The organism is Leisingera sp. ANG-M1 (assembly GCF_000813745.1).
Taxonomy (GTDB): domain Bacteria; phylum Pseudomonadota; class Alphaproteobacteria; order Rhodobacterales; family Rhodobacteraceae; genus Leisingera.
Genome location: NZ_JWLC01000014.1, coordinates 64,647 through 84,794, shown reverse-complemented (window position 1 = coordinate 84,794; position 20,148 = coordinate 64,647). Strand labels below are relative to the sequence as shown.

Annotated in this window: 19 protein-coding genes; 10 read left to right on the top strand and 9 right to left on the bottom strand. The window is 63.8% G+C overall.

From position 1 onward, the window contains the following. The first annotated feature begins 222 nt into the window (after window positions 1-222). On the top strand, window positions 223-1,155 hold the full coding sequence (locus RA19_RS12765) for a LysR substrate-binding domain-containing protein (protein WP_052261786.1): 933 nt from the start codon (window positions 223-225) through the stop codon (window positions 1,153-1,155). 126 nt (window positions 1,156-1,281) lie between these two features. On the opposite strand, the gene RA19_RS12760 is transcribed toward RA19_RS12765, so the two are convergent. Next, window positions 1,282-2,466: a cytochrome P450 gene (locus tag RA19_RS12760; protein ID WP_039163130.1), complete on the bottom strand. Its 1,185-nt coding sequence runs from the start codon at window positions 2,464-2,466 to the stop codon at window positions 1,282-1,284. A 59-nt stretch (window positions 2,467-2,525) separates the two neighbouring features. Here RA19_RS12760 and RA19_RS12755 point away from each other — a divergent pair, with 59 nt between their 5' ends. The 5 genes from RA19_RS12755 to RA19_RS12735 all read left to right on the top strand — a co-directional run bounded on the left by RA19_RS12755 (window position 2,526) and on the right by RA19_RS12735 (window position 9,335). Beyond that, the gene (locus RA19_RS12755) at window positions 2,526-4,268 is read left to right on the top strand and encodes a sensor histidine kinase (protein WP_039163128.1); all 1,743 of its coding nucleotides are present in this window, start codon (window positions 2,526-2,528) and stop codon (window positions 4,266-4,268) included. Further along, complete coding sequence (locus RA19_RS12750) at window positions 4,265-5,494, top strand: sigma-54-dependent transcriptional regulator (RefSeq protein ID WP_039163125.1); 1,230 nt, start codon at window positions 4,265-4,267, stop codon at window positions 5,492-5,494. Before RA19_RS12755 ends, RA19_RS12750 begins: the two co-directional genes overlap by 4 nt. Before the next feature lie 680 nt (window positions 5,495-6,174). Then, complete coding sequence (locus tag RA19_RS12745; protein WP_039163123.1) at window positions 6,175-7,176, top strand: DctP family TRAP transporter solute-binding subunit; 1,002 nt, start codon at window positions 6,175-6,177, stop codon at window positions 7,174-7,176. Between the two features lie 105 nt (window positions 7,177-7,281). Further along, window positions 7,282-7,959, top strand: a complete 678-nt coding sequence (locus RA19_RS12740; protein ID WP_039163121.1) for a TRAP transporter small permease — start codon at window positions 7,282-7,284, stop codon at window positions 7,957-7,959. Further along, complete coding sequence (locus tag RA19_RS12735) at window positions 7,959-9,335, top strand: TRAP transporter large permease (protein WP_039163119.1); 1,377 nt, start codon at window positions 7,959-7,961, stop codon at window positions 9,333-9,335. The genes RA19_RS12740 and RA19_RS12735 overlap by 1 nt, the downstream gene beginning before the upstream one ends. Window positions 9,336-9,404: 69 nt before the next feature. Here RA19_RS12735 and RA19_RS12730 read toward each other — a convergent pair whose 3' ends face one another. Beyond that, window positions 9,405-10,187, bottom strand: a complete 783-nt coding sequence (locus tag RA19_RS12730; protein ID WP_052261775.1) for a carbon-nitrogen hydrolase family protein — start codon at window positions 10,185-10,187, stop codon at window positions 9,405-9,407. 132 nt (window positions 10,188-10,319) lie between these two features. On the opposite strand from RA19_RS12730, the gene RA19_RS12725 reads away from it, so the two are divergent. Beyond that, window positions 10,320-10,739 carry an Lrp/AsnC family transcriptional regulator gene (locus RA19_RS12725; RefSeq protein ID WP_039163117.1) on the top strand — a complete coding sequence of 140 codons (420 nt, stop codon included), beginning with the start codon at window positions 10,320-10,322 and terminating at the stop codon, window positions 10,737-10,739. A 119-nt stretch (window positions 10,740-10,858) separates the two neighbouring features. On the opposite strand, the gene tpiA is transcribed toward RA19_RS12725, so the two are convergent. The 4 genes from tpiA to RA19_RS12705 form a co-directional block, all read right to left on the bottom strand. Further along, on the bottom strand, window positions 10,859-11,608 hold the full coding sequence (gene tpiA, locus RA19_RS12720; protein WP_039163116.1) for a triose-phosphate isomerase: 750 nt from the start codon (window positions 11,606-11,608) through the stop codon (window positions 10,859-10,861). Window positions 11,609-11,759: 151 nt separating this feature from the next. Further along, the gene (locus tag RA19_RS12715) at window positions 11,760-12,119 is read right to left on the bottom strand and encodes a HesB/IscA family protein (RefSeq protein WP_039125798.1); all 360 of its coding nucleotides are present in this window, start codon (window positions 12,117-12,119) and stop codon (window positions 11,760-11,762) included. Between the two features lie 186 nt (window positions 12,120-12,305). Next, a complete protein-coding gene (locus tag RA19_RS12710; RefSeq protein ID WP_039163114.1) occupies window positions 12,306-13,517 on the bottom strand; it encodes a glycerophosphodiester phosphodiesterase family protein in 1,212 nt (403 codons plus the stop codon). Between the two features lie 121 nt (window positions 13,518-13,638). Next, complete coding sequence (locus tag RA19_RS12705; RefSeq protein WP_039163112.1) at window positions 13,639-14,001, bottom strand: SUF system Fe-S cluster assembly protein; 363 nt, start codon at window positions 13,999-14,001, stop codon at window positions 13,639-13,641. Between the two features lie 242 nt (window positions 14,002-14,243). Here RA19_RS12705 and RA19_RS12700 point away from each other — a divergent pair, with 242 nt between their 5' ends. Next, a complete protein-coding gene (locus RA19_RS12700) occupies window positions 14,244-15,014 on the top strand; it encodes a hypothetical protein (RefSeq protein ID WP_039163110.1) in 771 nt (256 codons plus the stop codon). A gap of 507 nt (window positions 15,015-15,521) precedes the next feature. Here RA19_RS12700 and RA19_RS12695 read toward each other — a convergent pair. Together RA19_RS12695 and RA19_RS12690 are read right to left on the bottom strand one after the other, a co-directional pair. After that, on the bottom strand, window positions 15,522-15,800 hold the full coding sequence (locus RA19_RS12695; RefSeq protein ID WP_039163108.1) for an NfeD family protein: 279 nt from the start codon (window positions 15,798-15,800) through the stop codon (window positions 15,522-15,524). Continuing rightward, window positions 15,800-16,690, bottom strand: coding sequence for an SPFH domain-containing protein (locus tag RA19_RS12690; RefSeq protein ID WP_039163105.1), 891 nt, complete (start codon window positions 16,688-16,690; stop codon window positions 15,800-15,802). The genes RA19_RS12695 and RA19_RS12690 overlap by 1 nt, the downstream gene beginning before the upstream one ends. A gap of 331 nt (window positions 16,691-17,021) precedes the next feature. Here RA19_RS12690 and tgt point away from each other — a divergent pair, with 331 nt between their 5' ends. Then, window positions 17,022-18,152, top strand: a complete 1,131-nt coding sequence (tgt, locus tag RA19_RS12685; protein ID WP_039163103.1) for a tRNA guanosine(34) transglycosylase Tgt — start codon at window positions 17,022-17,024, stop codon at window positions 18,150-18,152. A gap of 57 nt (window positions 18,153-18,209) precedes the next feature. Here the strand turns inward: tgt and RA19_RS12680 are convergent, their stop codons facing one another. Then, complete coding sequence (locus tag RA19_RS12680) at window positions 18,210-18,632, bottom strand: hypothetical protein (protein ID WP_039163100.1); 423 nt, start codon at window positions 18,630-18,632, stop codon at window positions 18,210-18,212. Window positions 18,633-18,851: 219 nt separating this feature from the next. Between RA19_RS12680 and RA19_RS25795 the strand changes: the two genes are divergently transcribed. Next, window positions 18,852-19,973: a Hint domain-containing protein gene (locus RA19_RS25795; protein ID WP_193748268.1), complete on the top strand. Its 1,122-nt coding sequence runs from the start codon at window positions 18,852-18,854 to the stop codon at window positions 19,971-19,973. Window positions 19,974-20,148: the final 175 nt, after the last annotated feature.

Sequence of the window (20,148 nt, the reverse complement as noted above, 5' to 3'; positions counted from 1 at the left end):
GTGTTGATGCAAATGGATTAGTTTTCTTCCGTCCAATAAGCCTCGCAACCCCACGGAAGATGCGGCTGGCCAAAGAGGCAGAGGGCTGCGCACCCGCGTGTCCAATTTCAATAACCATGGCATTTCCTCCAGTCTGGATGACAGACCTACCGCCCGCAGGGGCTTGCGCGCAAACCAGTTAAACTGCACCTTGGATCAGGAAAACTAATCCATGGTGAGATGATGCGCCTGCCGCCCCTCAATGCCCTGCGCGCCTTCGAGGCCGCTGCCCGCCACAATGGCTATATCGCCGCAGCGGACGAACTGTTCGTGACCCGCGGCGCGGTCAGCCGCCAGATCAAGATCCTGGAGGAGCACATCGGCGTGCAGCTGTTCCACCGCCATGCCCGCGGGGTGGAGCTGACAGCCGCGGGGCAGCGGCTTCTCCCGGTGCTGACCGAGGCCTTTTCGATGATGCAACGCGAGGTGGACCGGATTGCTGCAGATGCCTCAGAGCTGCGGGTGATCTGCCCGCCGACCCTGTCGCTTCGCTGGCTGCTGCCGCAGCTGGAGGAGTTCCGCGCCGCGCATCCGGAAATCACCCTGCGGCTGGCCACCGATTTCTATGGCAGCAAGGGGTTTGAAAGGGCGGAGTACGATCTTGGCATTTCGCTGGAGCACATCCCGGGACGGCCCGCGGACATCGAGGTGATGCCCCTGTTCGATATGATCCTCTCCCCAGCCTGCGCCCCGTCGCTGCTGCCGCAGCTGGCCGGGGAACCGGCGGCGCTCTCGGGGCTCAGGCTGCTGCACGAAACCCCGCGGCAGGAAGACTGGCAAACCTGGGTACGGCACTTCGGGGTGGAGGGCGTGGACCCGGCCAGCGGAGAGGTCTTCCCCAACCTCGACATGGCCACCCGCGCGGCGGTGATCGGGGCGGGCGTGGTGATGGCGGATCTGGTTCTGTGCCGCGATGAACTGGCGCGGGGCGATCTTGTACTGCCGTTCCCGGACATGACCTGCGGAACCCCGCAGGGGTCTTATGCGCTGATCGGCGAACGGCAGAAATGGAATGATCCCAAGGTGGTGGCCTTCCGGGACTGGCTGCGGAGCAGCTCCAGTATGCCTGCGGACCTGACCATGCCGGATCAGGGGGCGCTGCCCCCTCGGCGCTGAGGCGCCTCACCCCTGGAGTATTTTGGCAAAGAAGAAACAAGGAGAGCCGCGCCGCGTCAGCGGCGCCGGGCCCAACCGGGCAAGGGGATCTGCGATCCCTGCAGCGCGGGCGGGAGCGCCTCTGTTTCAGGCGCCGCATACCAGCAGTTTGGTCAGCCCATGGAAATGGTAGCTGTTGGCGTATTCCGGTTCCGCCGCCAGTTTCAATTCCGGGCAGCGGGTGAACAGGATTTGCAAGGCGATTTGCATCTCCAGACGCGCCAGCGGCGCGCCGACGCAGAAGTGCAAGCCTCCGCCGAAGCTCTTGTTCACTTTGGGCGGGCGGGCTGGGTCAAAGCGGTGTGGCTGGTCCAGCGCTTTCGGGTCGCGGTTGGCGGCACCCAGCAGCAGCGCCACCTGGTCGCCGCGCAGGAAGGTGTGGCCGAAAACCTCTGCCTCTTCATAGGCGTAGCGGGTGAACAGGTGCAATGGCGGGTCAAACCGGAGGATTTCCTCAACCAGTCCTTCGATCCCCCCCGGGGCCAGCCAGGCAGGCTCCCAGCCCTGCTGCAGCATGGTCTTCACCCCGTTGCCCAGCGAATGCACCGTGGCTTCATGGCCTGCGTTCAGCAGCAGGACGCAGGTGCCGATCAGCTCGTCCGTGGACAGTTTGTCGCCTTCCTCCTCGGCCGCGATCAGCCGGGTGATCAGGTCATCGCGGGGTTCGTTGCGGCGTTCCCGGATGTAGCCGTGCAGGAAATCCGTGAACTCTTGCGCGGCCCGGGCAGCGGCATGTCCGGTCTCTTCCGTGCGGGCGGCCTGGTACATCGCCACCATCCGGTGCGACCAGTCCAGCAGCTGCGGCGCCATGTCTTCGGGCACGCCGAGCAGGCGGCAGATGGTGAGCACCGGCACCTGGGTGCAATAGGCATCCAGCAGGTCGAAGGGCTCACCCGGGAAGGCGTCAATCAGGCTGTGGCACAGGGCGGTGATGCCGGGTTCCAGGGCTGCGATTTCGCGCGAGGTGAAGGCGCGCAGCACCAGTTTGCGCAGGCGGGTGTGGCGGGGCGGCTCAGCATCCAGCATCGAATGCGCCTCAACCGCCAGGAAAGGGGCGAGATGGGCGGGGCCGGGCTTGCGCATCTCTTCCGGCATTTCCCGGCCGAACCGCCGGTCGCGCAGCAGCATGTGCACCGCCGAATGCCCGAAGGCCGCAGCCATGCTGTAGTCCTGCCAGAAGTGCAGCTGCCCTTCCGCCTGGGCGGCGGTATAGAACGGGTAGGGGTTCTGTACGAAATCCGGATCGGTCGGGGATTGGGTCAAGATCTTCATGGCAGCGATTTTCACGCTGCTGCTGGCCAATGCAAGGGCCAGACTGATAACGTGCGGGCATGAAAACACAAAAGCTTCTCCGCTGGAGCCTGCCGGCGGGCTTTTTGCTGGCTGTGGCGGCGCTGTCGCTGGCGGTCTGGTCTTATGGCTACCGCCAGGCGCTGGATGCTCTGGCCGAGCGCAGCGCCGCGGATCTGGCGCTGGCTTCGGACCGGGTCAGCAGCCAGTTGCAAGTTTATCAGGAGCTGGCGGTGCTGAGCTCGGATCATCCGGCGCTGGCGGATCTCTCCTCTGCTGCGGCGCAGGAAACAGCAGCGGCGCTGCTGCGCGCGGTGGCGGACAAGACCGCGGCGCTGGATGTGTTCTTTGCCGGCGCTGATGGTGCGGTGCTGGCGGCAGCAGAAGGGGTGCCGGGTGCGAGCGTGGCAAATGAAGACTATTTCCGCCGCGCCAAACAGGGCGCCCTGGGCACCGGCCACGGGGTTCTGCAGCCCGGGGGCACACGGGTTTACTTCTATGCCGCGCCGGCCTTTGCCGCCAATGGCAAGGTGCGCGGAGCGCTGGTGGTGGTTGCTGATGTGGCGGATGTGGAGCAAACTTGGCGCGGCTCCCTTCCTGCGGTGTTCTTTACCGGGGCATCGGGTGAGGTCTTCATTGCCAACCGGTCGGAGCTGCTGTTCTGGCGGCAGGGTGAGGGCAGCCCCGAGGTGATGCGCCGGGAAATCCATGGCGGCCATGAAATCTGGACGCTGCAGGGCAGCCCCTACCTGCCGCAACGGGCTTTGCATCTGGCGGTCGAACTGCCGGTCATCGGCCTGACTGGGGAGATCCTGGTCGATGTGGCGCCGGCCAGGGCCATTGCGGGATTGCAGGCGGCGGCGCTGGCGGCGGTGTGCCTGGCCTTCGGCGCGATACTGTTTTTTGTGATGGAGCGGCGGCGGACGCTGGCAGAGGCCAATGCAGTGCTGGAAAGCCGGGTGGCGGCGCGCACCGAAGCGCTGTCGGCAGCCAACCTGCAGCTGCGCCGCGAGGTTCGGGAGCGCGAGGAGGCCGAGGCAGCCTTGAAGCGGGCGCAGCAGGAGCTGGTGCAGGCGGGCAAGCTGTCGGCCCTGGGGCAGATGTCGGCGGGGATCAGCCATGAGCTGAACCAGCCGCTGATGGCGATCCAGCAGTATGCTGAGAACGGGTCTGCATTCCTGGAGCGCGGCAAGGCTGAGCGGACCGGGGAGAACCTCGGCCGGATTGCCGATATGGCGGCACGGATGGCGCGGATCATCAAGAACCTGCGCGCCTTTGCCCGCAATGAAAGCGAGCCGGTGGGGCGGGTCGATCTGGTCAAGGTGCTGGAGGATGCGGTGGAACTGACTGAGGCGCGGCTGCGCGAGTGTTCTGTGCGCCTGGACTGGGCGCCGCAGCCGCGGGGAGAGCTGTTCGTGCGCGGCGGCGAGGTGCGTTTGACGCAGGTCTTTGTCAACCTCATCAACAACGCGGCGGATGCGATGCTGGACCAGGACGACCGGCTGATCCGGATCGGGATCGGGATCGGGCGCGGCGCGCGGCTGGCGGTGGAGGTGCGCGACATCGGGCCCGGTCTGAAGGAGCCGGAGAAAGTGTTTGATCCGTTCTATTCGACCAAGGCGGTGGGCAGCTCGGAAGGCATGGGGCTGGGCCTGTCCATTTCCTACGGTTTGGTGCAGAGCTTTGGCGGCAATATCCGCGGGGCCAACACCGCGGATGGGGCCGAGTTTACGGTGGAACTGGAGCCCTGGGGCACTGCAGGCGAAAGGGAAGATGCTGCATGACACGCAAGGTGCTGCTGGTTGATGATGATGCCGATCTGCGCGAGGCGCTGGCGCAGACGCTGGAGCTGAACGATCTGGACGTGGTGGTCTGCGGCTCCTTTGTGGCGGCCAAGGATCATATCACGCCTGGCTTTGACGGCATCATCGTCTCGGACATCCGGATGCCGGGGCGGGACGGGTTTCACCTATTGGACTACGCCCGCGGCGCCGATGAGGAACTGCCGGTGGTGCTGCTGACCGGCGAGGGCGACATTCCGATGGCGGTGAAGGCGATGTCGCAGGGGGCCTTTGATTTCCTGGAGAAGCCCTGCGCGCCCGCCGATTTCCTGGCGGTGCTGGAGCGGGCTTTGAAAACCCGGGCGCTGGTCTTGGAGAACCGGCGGCTGAAACGGCAGCTGGAGAGCGGCGACCCGGCGGCGCGGCTGCTGTTTGGAACCTCGCCGCAAGCCGAAGAGATGCGGCAGCGGGTGCGGGCGGTGGCGCCGACCGGGGCGGAAGTGCTGGTCACCGGCGCGCCGGGCAGCGGCATTTCCAAGGTGGCCGAGGTGATCCACCTGATGTCGCCGGCGGGTCAGGGGCCGTTTGTGAAACGCTCCGCGGCGGGGCTGACGGCGGGGGAAATCGGGGCTCTGTGCCGCCAGGCAGCGGGCGGGTCGCTGTTTCTGGACGAGATCCAGGCTTTGCCGGGGCCGGTGCAATATGCGCTGCCGGAACTGCTGGAGCAGGGGGCCGAGGCCCGGATCATTGCCGGCTCCACTGTGGATCTGGCTGGGCAGGCCGCGGCGGGCAGTTTCAATCCCGACCTGTTCTACCGGCTCGATGTGATGCGGGTGCGGATCCCCTCGCTGGCCGAGCGGCCCGGCGATATTCCGGTGCTGTTCCGCCATTACGTGGCACAGGCGGCGGAGCAGGCAGGCGTTGAGCCGCCGGAAGTATCCCAGGAGCATCTGGCTGCGCTGATGGCGCAGGATTGGCCGGGCAATGCGCGCTCGCTGATGTCGGCGGCGATGCGGTTTGTGCTGGGGATGCCTGAGGAGGCGGCGCAGTCGGCGGGGCTGGGTCTGGCCGAGCAGATGGCGCAGGTGGAGCGGTCGCTGCTGATTGCCGCGCTGGGGCGGCAGAACGGCCGTGCGGCTGCGGCCGCCGAAGCCTTGAAACTGCCGCGCAAGACGTTTTACGACAAGCTGGCGCGCTATGGCATCCGGCCTGAGGATTACCGCCGCTGAGGCGGGGCTGGTCTGCTCCGGCATATTCGGCCGGATGAAAATGGAGGCGGCGCCGCCTGCTGCCCGGTCTGGGCAAAGGGGCGGAGAGAGGATGAGGGCGGTTAGGCCTCATGCCCGCTGAAAGCCTTCGGTCCGGGCGCCCCTGCACCCAATGAAGAGGTGGTCTTTGGGGCCCTGTGGTCTCCTGGCGGTGCGGGGTGCCGGCCCGCACCTTGGTGTCGCGACGGGGAGGAGTATTGCAAAGCCGGGTTAAGGCGGCGCAAGCGGGGCGTGCGATGGAGGCGCGGCTGGCGCAACGGTTTCCGGACCCTGTGGAGGCCGAGGGGGCGGATGCCTCCGGCGGGGATATTTTTGGCAAGAGGAAGAGGGGACGTGCCGCTGTCTTTGCCGGCGCTGCACGGTGAGGGCGGCGATGATTCTGTGCGGTGTGCGGGGCGCTGACATTTGTGCGGAAATCCGCACAGATTGAAATCCGGCCTGTGCGGGATTTCGCACAGAGTTGGCTGGGTGATCTTTGGCTGCATGAGGCGGAGCCGGTAAGCTGCTGCTGAGTATGAATAAATCCCTGATACCTGTGATTCTCGAATCAATTCTTGAGCGCTGCTCTGCGATTCCCGATGCTGCTGGCAGTCTTCAACTCTGCGCTGAGGAGCGCAGCGAAATCCTTGGGAGGAGAGATCATGAAATTCCTGACCACTGCCGCAACAGCATTGGCATTGGCCGTGACCGCAGGCGCCGCATCCGCCGCTTGCGACGATGGCGAGATCGTGGTGAAGTTCAGCCACGTGACCAACACCGACAAGCACCCGAAAGGCATTGCGGCCTCGCTGCTGGAACAGCGCGTGAATGACGAGATGAACGGCACCATGTGCATGGAGGTCTATCCGAACTCCACGCTGTACAACGACAACAAAGTGCTGGAAGCGATGCTGCAGGGCGATGTGCAGCTGGCCGCGCCCTCGCTGTCGAAGTTTGAGAAGTTCACAAAGCAGTTCCGCCTGTTCGACCTGCCGTTCATGTTCAAGAACATTGAGGCCGTGGATGCATTCCAGGCGTCTGAAACGGGCCAGGAGATGCTGGATTCGATGCAGCGCCGCGGCCTGCAGGGGCTGGCCTACTGGCACAACGGCATGAAGCAGATGTCGGCAAACAAGCCGCTGGTTGAGCCCACCGACGCCAACGGGCTGAAGTTCCGGGTGCAGTCCTCGGACGTGCTGGTGGCGCAGATGGAAGCAATTGGCGGCTCGCCCCAGAAAATGGCGTTCTCGGAAGTTTACGGCGCGCTGCAGCAGGGTGTTGTGGACGGGCAGGAGAACACCTGGTCCAACATCTACGGCAAGAAGTTCTTTGAGGTTCAGGACGGTGTGACCGAGACCAACCACGGCGCGCTGGACTACCTGGTGGTGACTTCGGTCGACTGGCTGGACAGCCTGGACCCGGCGGTGCGCGACCAGTTCCTGACCATCCTGACCGAAGTGACCGCCACCCGGAACGCCGAGTCCACCAAGGTGAACGGCGAAGCCCGCCAGGCGATCATCGATGCCGGCGGCGTGGTGCGCGAGCTGAGCGCCGAGCAGCGCGCGGCCTGGGTCGAAGCGATGAAGCCCGTTTGGGAGAAATTTGCTGGCGACGTCGGCCAGGAGAAGATCGACGCTGCGCAGGCAATCAACGCAGGCCTCTGAAGCAGGCCGCATCCGGGGTGCCCCTGCAGGCGCCCCGCTACAGCAGGCGGCGTGGGGATCCGCCGCCTGCCTTTCTTTTTCCGCTGACAATTTGGGGGAACTGCCATGACGGGGTCCAGAACCGGTCCGTCCGGGTTTATCCATTCACTCGAAGAAACCCTGATCGCGCTCCTCCTGGGGCTGATGACGGCCATCACTTTTGCCAATGTGATTGCGCGGTTTGTGTTTAATTCCAATATCCTGTGGGCGCTGGAGCTGACCGTGTTCCTGTTTGCCTGGCTGGTGCTTTTGGGCGCGTCTTATGCCGTGAAGGTGCATGCGCATCTGGGCGTCGATGCCATCATCAACATGCTGGGTGCGCCTGCGCGCCGGGCGGTGGGGCTGTTTGCCGTGGGCTGCTGCCTGGTGTTTTCGCTGCTCTTGCTGAAAGGCGCCTATGACTACTGGGCGGTCTTTGCTGACCTGCCGCCCACCTCAGGGCGCTGGTTCCCGACCGGGTTCGATATGAAGGCGCGTTCGCAGAGCTTCTATGAAGTGCAGGACGTGCCGATGGTGAGCTTCCTGAGGTTCCTGGAAGACTTGATCAACTATGGCGAGGCTTATGAGAAGCTGCCGAAGGTGGTGCCGTATCTGGTGCTGCCGGTGTCGATGCTGCTGCTGGTGTTCCGCTTCATCCAGGCGGCCATGCAGATTGCCCGCGGCGAAGCGGACCGGCTGGTCGCCAGCCATGAGGTCGAGGACGAGATCGCGGAAGTGCAGGCGCAGCGCGGGGAGCATGACTGATGGAAGTGGTAATCCTCTTTGCGATGGTGATCGGTCTGTTGCTGGTCGGGGTGCCGATTGCGGTGTCGCTGGGCCTCAGCTCGACCATCTTTCTGCTGATCTACTCCGACAGTTCGCTGGCGTCGGTCGCGGGAACCCTGTTTGAAGCCTTTGAAGGCCATTTCACCCTGCTTGCGATCCCGTTCTTTATCCTGGCATCGTCCTTCATGACCACGGGCGGCGTGGCGCGGCGGATCATCCGCTTCTCCATCGCCTGTGTCGGGCATCTGCCGGGCGGTCTGGCAATTGCCGGCGTCTTTGCCTGTATGCTGTTTGCCGCATTGTCGGGGTCCTCGCCAGCGACCGTGGTGGCCATCGGCTCGATCGTGATCGCGGGCATGCGCCAGGTGGGTTACTCCAAGGAGTTTGCAGCGGGCGTGATCTGTAACGCAGGCACGCTGGGCATCCTGATCCCGCCGTCGATTGTGATGGTGGTCTATGCGGCCGCGGTTGAGGTCTCTGTGGGGCGAATGTTCCTGGCGGGTGTCATTCCCGGGCTGATGGCCGGGCTGATGCTGATGGTCACCATCTATGTGATGGCCAAGGTCAAGAACCTGCCCAAGGGCGAGTGGAAGGGCTGGGGCGAAGTGTTCCAATCCGCCCGCGAGGCCGGCTGGGGGCTGTTCCTGATCGTGATCATCCTGGGCGGTATATATGGCGGCATCTTCACCCCGACCGAGGCGGCGGCGGTAGCGGCGGTCTATGCCTTCTTCATCGCCAGCTTTGTCTACAAGGACATGGGGCCGCTGTCGAGCGGCGAGGGTGCAGCCAAGACATCGCTGATCAAGAAGCCCTATGCGCTTGTCACGGCTTTCTTCCATGGCGACACCAAGCACACGCTGTTTGAGGCGGGCAAGCTGACCGTGACGCTGCTGTTCGTGATTGCAAACGCGCTGATCCTGAAGCATGTGCTGACCGACGAGCAGGTGCCGCAGCATATCGCCAATGCGATGCTGTCGGCGGGCTTTGGGCCGGTGATGTTCCTGGTGGTGGTGAATGTGATCCTGCTGATCGGCGGCCAGTTCATGGAACCCTCGGGCCTGCTGGTGATCGTCGCGCCGCTGGTGTTCCCGATTGCCATCGAGCTGGGTATCGACCCGATCCATCTGGGCATCATCATGGTGGTGAACATGGAGATCGGCATGATCACCCCGCCGGTTGGCCTGAACCTGTTTGTGACCTCGGGCGTGGCAGGGATGCCGATGATGGGGGTGGTGCGGGCCGCGCTCCCGTTCCTGGCGGTGCTCTTCGTCTTCCTGATCCTGATCACCTATGTGCCGTGGCTGTCCACCGTGCTGCCAAACGCGGTGATGGGGCCGGAGATCATAACCAAATAGGCAATTGCCGGTTAAAGAGTATAGGCCGGGCGCAGCAATGCGCCCGGCCTTTTCTTTGCGTGAAGCTTTCTATTCCGGCACGTAACGGGGATAGGTGGATTTGCTCTCCCGTGCGAACCCCAGATCGATTTCGACGGTGGCAAAGGGGGTGTCCGGGTCAGTGCGGGCCAGCACGTTGCCTTCGGGATCCACGACCCAGCCGAGCCCGCCTGCGTTCAGCTTTTCTCCTTTTGGCGCCCAAAGATTGGACGACAGGCAATAGGCGCCGGAACAGACTGCGGCCGCCTGGCCGCCTGCCAGCCATTTTTCAGTGGAGCCGTGCGGCGTGGCGCGGGGCACGCACAACAGATCGGCGCGGGAGGCGCCGTAGTGGCGGGCCCATTCGAAGAACCACATTTCGGTGCAGATCTGCACCCCGACCCGCATATCCAGCGCCCGGGCAATGTCAAAGCTCTTAGGGCCGCGGTCGTACCAGCTGTGCTCCCAATAGCCCTCTTCATCCGGAAGGTAGTACTTTTGATGCACCGGCGCCGGTTCAGGGGTTTCTGCAGTCCAGAGATAAGCTTCGTTCCGGCGGCTGCCGCCAGTGGTGAGGATGGGGCGGGTGCCCATCACTGCGGGGACGCCGAAGTCTCCCAGCTTTGAAATGTAAGCCTCATGCTGGCGCACGGCCGCCTCCCACCGCGGCGCGCTGGGTTCGGCATCTGCAGCCAGCCAGTCCGACAGGCTCATCTCCGGCAGCAGCAGGAACTGGGTTCTATTGTCCTGGCAGTGCTGTTTGAGGGCGTGCAGGAACCCATCCAGGTGCCCTTCGCGCGGGTCCAGTTCGCAGACAGTCACTTTGACTTTCATCGCATGTCCTTTGATTTGTCTGGTGCAATCTTTTCAGCGCCTTGAAGATGCGAATAGAAGGAAAGTTCTTTCTTTTCGCCAGATATATGCCGAAATGAATGAGTTGAATGCTGCAATGAAAGTGTGAGCGTCATGGATGAAACCGACCGGGAGCTGATCCGCCTGCTGAGCCGCGACGCCCGGCGTTCTGCGGCGGAGCTGGCGCGGGAGCTGGGGGTGTCGCGGCCGACGGTGCAGAACCGGATCGACAGGCTGCGCGCCACCGGGGTGATTGCGCGGTTCACTGTCGAACTGGGCAAGGAGGCGCAAACCGCACTGGTCGATGCGCTGGTGCTGCTGAAGCTGTCCGCCGGGGACAGCCGGCAGACGGTGGCCAGGCTGACCGGGATGGCAGGAGTGGAGGCGGTTTCGTCCGTCAACGGAAGCTATGATTTCGCGGTTGAGCTGCGGGTGGCGTCTTTGCCGAAATTGGACCAGCTGCTGGCTGAAATCCGCCGCCTGCCGATGGTCATCGAGACCAACAGCAGTATCCGCCTGGAAACCTTCAAATAACAAAAGCCCGCGCAAGATACGCGAGCCTGCTGCTTCTTTCTGGTCGTAAATACCTCCGTCCCGCTGCCCGGCAGGCGGCTTTGCCGCCGAGAGGGGAGGCACGCGCCGCCAGGCGCGTATCAGCTGGCTTCAAGGGCCGCGATGATCGGCGAGAAATCCGCTGCTTTCAGGCTGGCACCGCCGACCAGGGCGCCGTCGACGTCTGCAACGGCAAAGATCTCTGCGGCATTGGACGGCTTGACCGAACCGCCGTAGAGCAGGCGGATGCTGTCTGCGGTTTCGGCGCCAAAACGGGCGGTCAGTTCCGCGCGCAGGAAGCTGTGCACTTCCGCAATTTGCTCCAGAGTCGGGACCTTGCCGGTGCCGATGGCCCAGACCGGTTCATAGGCGATCACGGTATTGGCGCCGGTGGCGGAGGCCGGGACGGAGCCTGCGAGCTGGGTGCCGACAACTTTGAGGGTGTCGCCGGATTCGCGCTCCTCCAGGGTCTCGCCGAGGCAGATGACGGCGGTAAGGCCCTCAGAGATAGCGGCCTCGGATTTGGCGCAGACCTGCGCGTCGGTCTCGCCATGGTCGGCGCGGCGTTCGGAGTGGCCGAGGATCACGGCAGAGGCGCCTGCATCTTTGAGCATGGCAGCAGACAGGTCGCCGGTGTGGGCGCCGGAGGTGTCGGCGTGGCAGTCCTGGCCGCCAATGGCGACAGCGCTGCCCCTGGCGGTGTCGGCTGCGCGCGACAGCAGGGTGGCGGGGGGGCAGATCAGGATGTCTGCGGCCGGAGAGCCATGGCTTTCAGCCAGCGCTGCCAGTTCCGCCAGGCTTGCGCCGGTGCCGTTCATCTTCCAATTGCCTGCTGCCAGTTTCCGCCGCATGGGGGTGCCTCCGATCCTCGTCATTTGGGCGTGACTGGTAGCACCGGCAGCGGGTCGGCGCAATTCGCTTGAGGGCTGTGCAGAGCAGCAAAAAGGCGGGGAAAGCCCCGCCTGCTGTTGTCTTCGCAATGTGCCGCTGCCGGCAGAGGGATCAGGCGCCGGGCATTTCCTTGAAGGAGATCGACTCGCCGCAGCCGCAGGCTTCGGAGACGTTCGGGTTGTTGAACTTGAAGCCGCTTTCCAAGAGCGTCACCTCATAGTCGATCTCGGTGCCGAACAGGAACATCTGCGCCATCGGCGCGATCAGGATGCGGGCGCCGTCCTGTTCCACCACCTCGTCGTTGGTGTCAGGCGCGTCGACATATTCCATGGTGTATTCCATGCCCGCGCAGCCGCCTTTCTTGACGCCGATGCGCAGGCCTGCATGGCCGTCCTTGGCCATCAGCTTGGCGATCTGCGCCGCCGCCTTGGGCGTCATGGTCACAGCCTGTTTGCCGGGAATGCCGAACATGGGTTTCTCCTTACACTTCCCATCTATCTAGGATGGGTGCCGGGGCGGCTCAACCCCGCATCGCCGCGGAATCAGGACCGGACGGCAGAATAACATAAATCTCTGATGCGGAAATTAAAGAGGCCGCCTCCTGGGCGGGGAGGCGGCCGTTGCCGGGGCTATGTGACAATAGGAAAGGGACGGCGGTCAGAACCCCATGCAATTCGCATAGTAGGTGACGGTGGCGGGCCAGTCGGAGAAGACGCCTTCGACCTGCACATCCTGAGCCAGCACATCCAAGAGCTGGTAAGTCATGCCGTCGCCGGTGGTGGCGTCCTTGACGGATTGGAAATACCAGCCGCCGCCCGAGGCCAGCGGGCCGGAACGCTCCAGCGTCCATGTGATCAGCTTGAGGCCCACGGCTTTGGCCTCATGGGCATAGGCTGAGGGGACAATCCTGCCGTCTTCGAGCGTCACCAGCATCCACATCGGCGGCGCGAGGTAGTTGACGCCCTTGGCGTGCAGATCCGCAAAATCGAGCGGGAAAGTGTCCGGGTTGTTTGCGTCAAACCCCTCCCAGCGGTAGCTGTTGTCCAGCAGCACCGCCTGTTTGCCGAACGCGGGCTCGTGCTCAATCCAGTAGAGCACGTCGTCAAGGCTGAAGCTTTGCGCCCAGACGTCCGCAGGCGGGATGCCCGCAGCCTTGTATTCGTCGATCAGTTTCTGGGCGTAGTCCGCTTGCGTGAAACCGTTGAAGGGCATCGCCACGGCCGGTGCCTTCAATTCGGGCGTGAACTTGGCGCCCAAGGATTTGAACAGCGCAATCGACTCCGCATGGGTCATGCTGGTGGCACCGTCGGCATATAGGTTGGTGCGCCAGGCCGCGGTGCCGCCCTGATAGGCCTCAGCCGTTGCCGCGGTCCTGTCGGCGCTGTCCATCTTGGGCCGCAGGCTGCGGAATTCGGCCAGGGTCAGCTCGGATGTGCGGCATTCGGCCTTGGCAGGTGTCTCGCCGCTTGCCGGAGTGAACGGGGCGATGCAGGTTTCGGCCAGATCCGTGGTCAGGATGTCCGTGGTCGTGTGCAGGTCGTTCTGGGCGTGGCGGCAGACCAGTTCCAGATCCTTGGTGAAGGTCACGTCGCATTCCAGGATGCCGGCCCCCATCTGTGCGGCGGCCACGTTGGATTCGACGGTATGTTCCGGAAACATCAGCGGCGCACCGCGGTGGCCGATGGAGAAATCCGAGCGGGCAGGCGTCTGAGCGGCGCAGGACTGCAGTTTGTCCTTCAGCGGACCTTCGGGCAGTTTGCTGATCAAATAGGCCGGGCGGGGGCCGTAGCTGAGGCCGACCTCAGGCGGGGCGGAAAAGACCGCCCCGGGAAGCAGGCAAAGGGCCGCCGGAAGCAGGGCAAGGCGCATGAAAAACTCCGGTGCTGCAAATCTGCCGGCACCAGAGCGCAATTGTGTAACAGCCAGAGGGCAGTTCTGTAACCGGCAGGTTAAGGTCTTGTGACAAAGGCACCCGGAGAGGGTGCCGGGGTTACATGAACCCCAGTTCCAGCCGGGCTTCGTCGGACATCATCTCCATGCCCCAGGGCGGCTCCCAAGTGAGCTCGACATCGACGCTTTTGACGCCATCCACCGGTGACACCGCATCAACAATCCAGCCCGGCATTTCACCCGCCACCGGGCAGCCCGGCGCGGTCAGGGTCATAATGATCTTGACGTCGTTCTCGTCGCTGATGTCGATCGTGTAGATCAGCCCCAGCTCGTAGATGTTCACCGGGATTTCCGGGTCATAGACGGTGCGGCAGGCATCGGTCACGGCCTCGTACAGCGGGTGGCTGACGGAGGAGGGCGCGATCAGCGGTGCGCCTTCGAGAGGTTCGGAAGGGTTGGTCATGGTGATCCCGGTCTGATATTCCGACCGTTTATATAGGAAAACTGGCGCCCGGCGTCCAGAGGCGGCCGCTGCCGCCGCGCAGAAGTTCTGTTAACTGCCTTTCCGGGATCATTTGATTTGAACCGCTTGCCGCGCTAAGTTGTGGTTCCCCCAAGATGTTTTTGAAATGCTGCCCGGGCGCAGCAGGCTGGCAGGCGCGTGCCGGTCCGGGCTGCGGGCTCCGGCAGAAGCGGGGAGAGACAATGCCTGACCCGACTGCGCCTCTTCGAACTGTTGCAACCGCCGCGCTGGCGCTGGTCCTGCCGGTGCTGGGCGCACTGCTGGGCTGCGCCGCCGCAGCCGGCGCTCAAGGGGCCTGGGACTGGCAGTTCACGCCGTTTGTCGTGGCGCCGTCCATTGAAAGCACAACCGAGCTGGGGCAGATCGGCGGCGATGTGTCGATTGACGCGGGCGATGTGTTCGGCCAGCTGCAGGCCGGCGGGATGCTGCAGTTTGAGGGTGTTCACGCAAATAGCTTCGGGTTCCGCCTGCGCTATGCGGTGCTGGATTCGGATGCTGATGCAGCCAGCGCCGCGGGGACTGTGCCGGTGAGCTTTGATCAGAACCTGGCCGAGGCGGTGGCGACCTACCAATTCGGGCGCGGCCGCGACCGGTTCGAGCTGTTCGGCGGGCTGCGCCATTGGGATGTGGACGTGATTGCCGGTCTGCCGGGCGGCGCATTGCGCCGCGGCGGCGATTGGACCGACCTGGTAGCAGGCCTGCGCTGGCAGCGCCGCCTGTCGCCTGAGTTCTCGGTGCTGCTGGAGGGCGACATTGGCCTGGGCGGCGGCTCGGATGAAAGCTGGTCGGCCATGGGCGGCCTGGTCTACGACCGCTGGGAGCGCGCCTCCATCTACGTGCTCTACCGCGGGCTGGGGGTGGAATACGAGGAAGGTACCCGCGGCACCGACAGCTTCTTCCGCCACGACGCCGTGACCCACGGGCTGCTGGCCGGGGTGGGGTTTCGGTTTTGAAGGCAGCGGGTCGGCGGCCTCCGCAATGCCTGACCCGCATCTAGCCGCTACTCCGCATGCAGCCGCCGTACGGCTCATCCTGAAAACGCGCAGGCGCACGCCTGCAAAGCACTGGTCTGTTTGCGATGGAGTTTTAGGACTGCAAGTGCGGGCGCTGAGCCCGGACCGGGCTTCGCGAGCAGACCAGGGAAGCTTTGAACGCGAGCGGCATTGATCCGGCTGGGCTGAAAATGTTCGGCAGCGCCGTGGTTTGCCCGCAATATCAGGCCGCGGGTGCATAAGGGGGGGTGGGATGCTGCCGTTCAGGAGTGCCCGGCGGGGGAGAGGTAAAAGCTGCCGCCTCGCAAATGCTGCCGCAAAGCCATGAGAGACAGGCTCAAGCCAGGGCAAATCTCAGATGACCTGGCACACCCCGGGACTATGTCAGACGGCTTCTGGCTGCACCATTTTCCGGCACGGCCCAGCAAGGGGGCAGGGCGCGCGCAATTGTTCTCCCGCGCCCGCCGGTCAGTCGTTGATGTCGTGGTGGAACTTCTTCACCTGGCCTTTGGGCAAGGCGAAGAAGCGTTTCAGCAGCAGCCAGGCCGCGAGCGAGATGCCTGCGAAGATCAAGAGCAGCAGCGGCAGGCCCCAGGCGGCACCGGTGGCGAGCAGCAGCAGACCGGTGAAGCCTGCGCCTATGGCGAAGCCGAGGAAGACAAAGCCGGGCACCAGGACCTCAAGGATGGCCAGCACCAGCGCCGCAGCGCACCAGACCCACCAGAGCGTCCAGAGCTGGGTTTCCATCACAGGCGTCCTTTCAGCAGCTTGAAGGCATCGCCGAAGGCTTCCATCGCATGGGCGGGCAGGACGATGGTCTGCTTGCCGTCGCCGTTGCCAAGCGCATTCAGCGCCTCGACCTGCTTCAGCGCCACCTGGTATTGCGCCGCCTCGATGCCGTGTTCGCGGATCGCCTTTGCGACCACTTGGGTGGCATAGGCCTCGGCCTGGGCTTGCACGCGGCGGGCTTTGGCGGCCTGTTCTGCGGCGTAAAGCTCAGCGTCGGCGGCGAGCTCGACGGCACGTTTCTGGCCCTCGGCCTCGGTCACCTGGGCGCGGCGGGCGCGTTCGGCATTGAGCTGCTGCAGCATGGCGTCGCGGGTGGCCTGGTCGAGGTTGACGTCGAGGATCTCGGCCCGGGTCACCTCGATGCCCCAGTCATCCACGGCTGTTTCGACACTGGCCTGGATCTGGCCGATCAGCTGGGCGCGGTTGGCCTGCACCTCATCCAGATCCATCTTGCCGATCTCGGCGCGGACGATTCCGGCCACGGTGGTGGCAATCGCGCCGTCCACGTCGCGGATGCGGTAGACGGTCTTTTCCGGCTCGAGGATGCGGTAGAACACTGAGGTGTCGATCTGCACCAGCACATTGTCCTTGGTGATCGCGTCCTGGCTGGCGTTGGGCAGCTGGCGCTCGAGGATGGAAATCTTGTGGCGCACCGCATCCAGGAAGGGCACGATGAAATTGATGCCGGGGCCCAGCACCGAATGCAGACGGCCGAAACGCTCGACCACGAATTTCTGCGACTGCGGCACGATCCGGATGCCTTTGAGAATGATGATGATCAGCAGCAACGCTCCAAGCAGGTAGAGGAGGTTGCTGGAGAGAAGCTCCAGGATGAGGTCTTCGTTCATGAAATGGTCCTTTGCTTGCTCAATAAGGGCAGACGGCGCGGCGGCTTCAGGCGTGGCGGCTGTCCCGCCGGCTGGAGGCTGTGCGGCCGGCTCCGGCGGAGCAGGGGGCGTTGCCTGGCCGCCGGGTGTCTTGGCTTTGTTCACTGCGCGGCCTTTTTGTGTGCAATAGTATACATTTAGGTCTTCTGGCGCTGTATTCAATATCTGTATGGCGTCTAGCGGTTATCGCTGGCAAGCCCCGCAGGGTTGAATTGCCTGAGGATTTCGGGCAAATGCTGCGGGTTTGCGCCAGTTTGCCGCTGCCGCCTCTGCCCAAAGCCAAGGATCTGTCATGACCGCCCGTTTCTCCTTTGATCTGAAAGCCACCGATGGCAAGGCCCGCACCGGGGTGATCAATACGCCGCGCGGCGAGATCCGGACCCCGGCCTTTATGCCGGTGGGGACGGCGGCCACTGTGAAAGCGATGATGCCGGAAAGCGTGCGGGCAACCGGAGCGGACATTTTGCTGGGCAATACCTACCACCTGATGCTGCGGCCCACGGCGGAGCGGATCGACCGTTTGGGCGGTTTGCACAAGTTCATGAATTGGGAGCGACCGATTTTGACCGATTCCGGCGGCTTTCAGGTGATGTCGCTGGCGGGGCTGCGCAAACTCACTGAGAAGGGCGTGACCTTCAAGAGCCATATCGACGGCTCCAAGCATGAGCTGACACCGGAGCGCTCGATGGAGATTCAGCGGCTCTTGGGGTCGGACATCGTGATGTGCTTTGACGAATGCCCGGCGCTGCCTGCCGACCGCAAGCGCATTGCCGAGTCGATGCGGCTGTCGATGCGCTGGGCTCAGCGGTCGCGCGACGCCTTTGGCGACCGGCCGGGGCACGCGCTGTTCGGCATCATGCAGGGCGGGCTGGAACAGGATATGCGCGAGGAAAGCGCCGAGGCGCTGAAGAACATTGGCTTCGAGGGCTATGCGGTCGGCGGCCTGGCTGTAGGCGAGGGGCAGGAGGCGATGTTCGATTGCCTTGACTACGCGCCCGGCTTTCTGCCCGAGGACAAGCCGCGCTATCTGATGGGGGTGGGCAAGCCTGACGATATCGTCGGTGCGGTGGCGCGCGGCATCGACATGATGGACTGCGTGCTGCCGTCGCGCTCGGGCCGCACCGGCCAGGCCTTCACCCGCCACGGGGTGGTCAACATCAAGAACGCCCGCCATCAGGACGACCCGCGGCCGCTGGACGAAAACTGCTCTTGCCCGGCCTGTTCGAACTACTCGCGCGCCTATTTGCACCATGTGTTCCGCAGCAACGAGATGATCTCGGGCATGCTGCTGACCTGGCACAACCTGCATTACTTCCAGGACATCATGGCCGGCATGCGCGAGGCGATTGCGGCGGGGGCGTTCGAGGCCTGGCAGAAGGATTTCCACGACATGCGCGCTGAAGGGGACATCGAGCGGCTGTGACACAGAAAATACGCCCCGCACCGGGGGCGTATTTGCCGCCTGCGGCGGCCGGCGGTATCAGGGGCGGGCGAATTCCTTCAGGTAGAGGATATTGCCCAGCCCGTCCGAGGTGGTGATTTCCACCAGGTGCTTGTTCCGGTATTCGCCCTCGGTGATGTACTCGATTTCATAAGAGCTGTTCTTGCCCTTGAACCGGTCCAGCGGTCCGCCTTGGCAGGTCGTGGTGAATTTTTGCAGGACATAACCGCGTTTTTTGCGCGGTTTGCCGGTCAGCTCCAGCGCGCCCACGTCACCGCCCTTGCAGTAAACGCTCATCATTTTGCGGATTTGCTGCTGCGAGTACCCATCTACAACAAGAACGCCTTTTATGGCGGGCTTGCCCCGTTTCATGGAAAAACCGAAACCTTTGACCGGTTCCGCAACGGCCGGGCTGGCGAGCAGAGCTGCAGTGGTTAGAGAGATGAATAGTTTTTTGAACATAGTGCTTCCTGAATTGTGTGAGTGCGGGCTGTTCTAAAACAGCGGTCTGTTCCGCTTCAATCAGAGATTGCTCCAGGGGGCGGGTTTCGTGCCGCCCGTAGCAGGGCCAGAGAGAACAAACAGCGAAATGCGCGTTGTTGGTGTAACCGGCTGTCAATTTTTTTGTGATGAGTTGCACGCAGTAAATCTTAGCGCGAGTTGTTTATGCCAAGCTACACCATGAGTATGCTTTATCTCGGCAATCTGGCAGAGCTGGATACTGTGGATGGCAATGGCTCGGCAGAGAACCAGGCGGCGCTTTTGGGCACTTACTATGGGCCGGGGGATGCTGCGGCCAATCATATTGTCGATGTGACGGCCACCGATAACGACAACGATGCCTCGATCGAGGGCAATGACATCGCTGGCACCGAGACCATTACCTATGATCTGGGCGCGGGGCTGGTGACCACCCAGTATGACGCCATTTTCAATGTCAATGTGACGGTGGAGTTCCTGCCGGGCGGGGTTCCGGATTACTCCGGGCTGGGCGGCATCGTGCAGACTGAGACCGGCGACGTATTCATGGTTATGATCGACGATGACTACGGGCTGGGCGCCAACGATTTGGACGACTATCCGGTAGAAGCTGTCACCATCAATTCGATTGCCAGTTTTGGCACGGCGCAGAACCCCTCTGCCAGCGATGGCCAGAGCTTTGTGCCCTGTTTCGCCGCGGGGACCAGGATCGCCACCGCGCGCGGTGCAGTGGCGGTGGAGCAGCTGCGGGCGGGCGACCGGGTGGAGACGCTGGACAATGGCCTGCAGGAGGTGGTCTGGACCGGGTGCAACCGGCTGAGCCGGGCGCATCTGCTGGCGAAGCCGAGCCTGTGCCCGGTGCATATCGCCGCCGGAGCGCTGGGCGGCGGCTATCCGCGCCGCGATCTGGTGCTGTCGCCGCAGCATCGGCTGCTGCTGAAATCGCCCATCATCGCGCGGATGTTCGGCGAGCCGGAAGTGCTGGTGGGGTGCCAGCGGGCGGCGGGTCTGCCGGGGATCACCCGGTTTTTGCCGGGGCTTGGGGTGCAGTACCATCATTTCCTGCTTGATCACCATGAGGTCGTCCGCGCCGAAGGGGCGCCTTGCGAAAGCCTGTACCTGGCGCCGGAAAGCCTGAAAGGGCTGACTCCGGCAGCGCAGCGGGAAATCTCCTGGCTGCTGCCGTCGGCTGCGCGGGCCGCAGAGGCGGGTCGGGGGCCGCCCGCCCGGCTGCTGCCGGACAAGCAGGCGCGGCTGCGCAGAATGGTGCAGCGCCACGCCTGGAACAAGCGGCCGCTGCTGACCGCCGGACGGCTCTGGTAGAAGGGCGCGGCAAAAATGAAAAAAGTGAACATCGCCACCAAATCTTTACCTCATTCGTGCCTTGTGATCCGGAACGGCTGCAGGCAAGGTGTGCCCCAGCCTTGAAGGCGGCCGGTTGAAAACCGGCCGCCGCTGCACCAGATAAAGACCTCCAATGAGGAGACGGGCCAAAGCT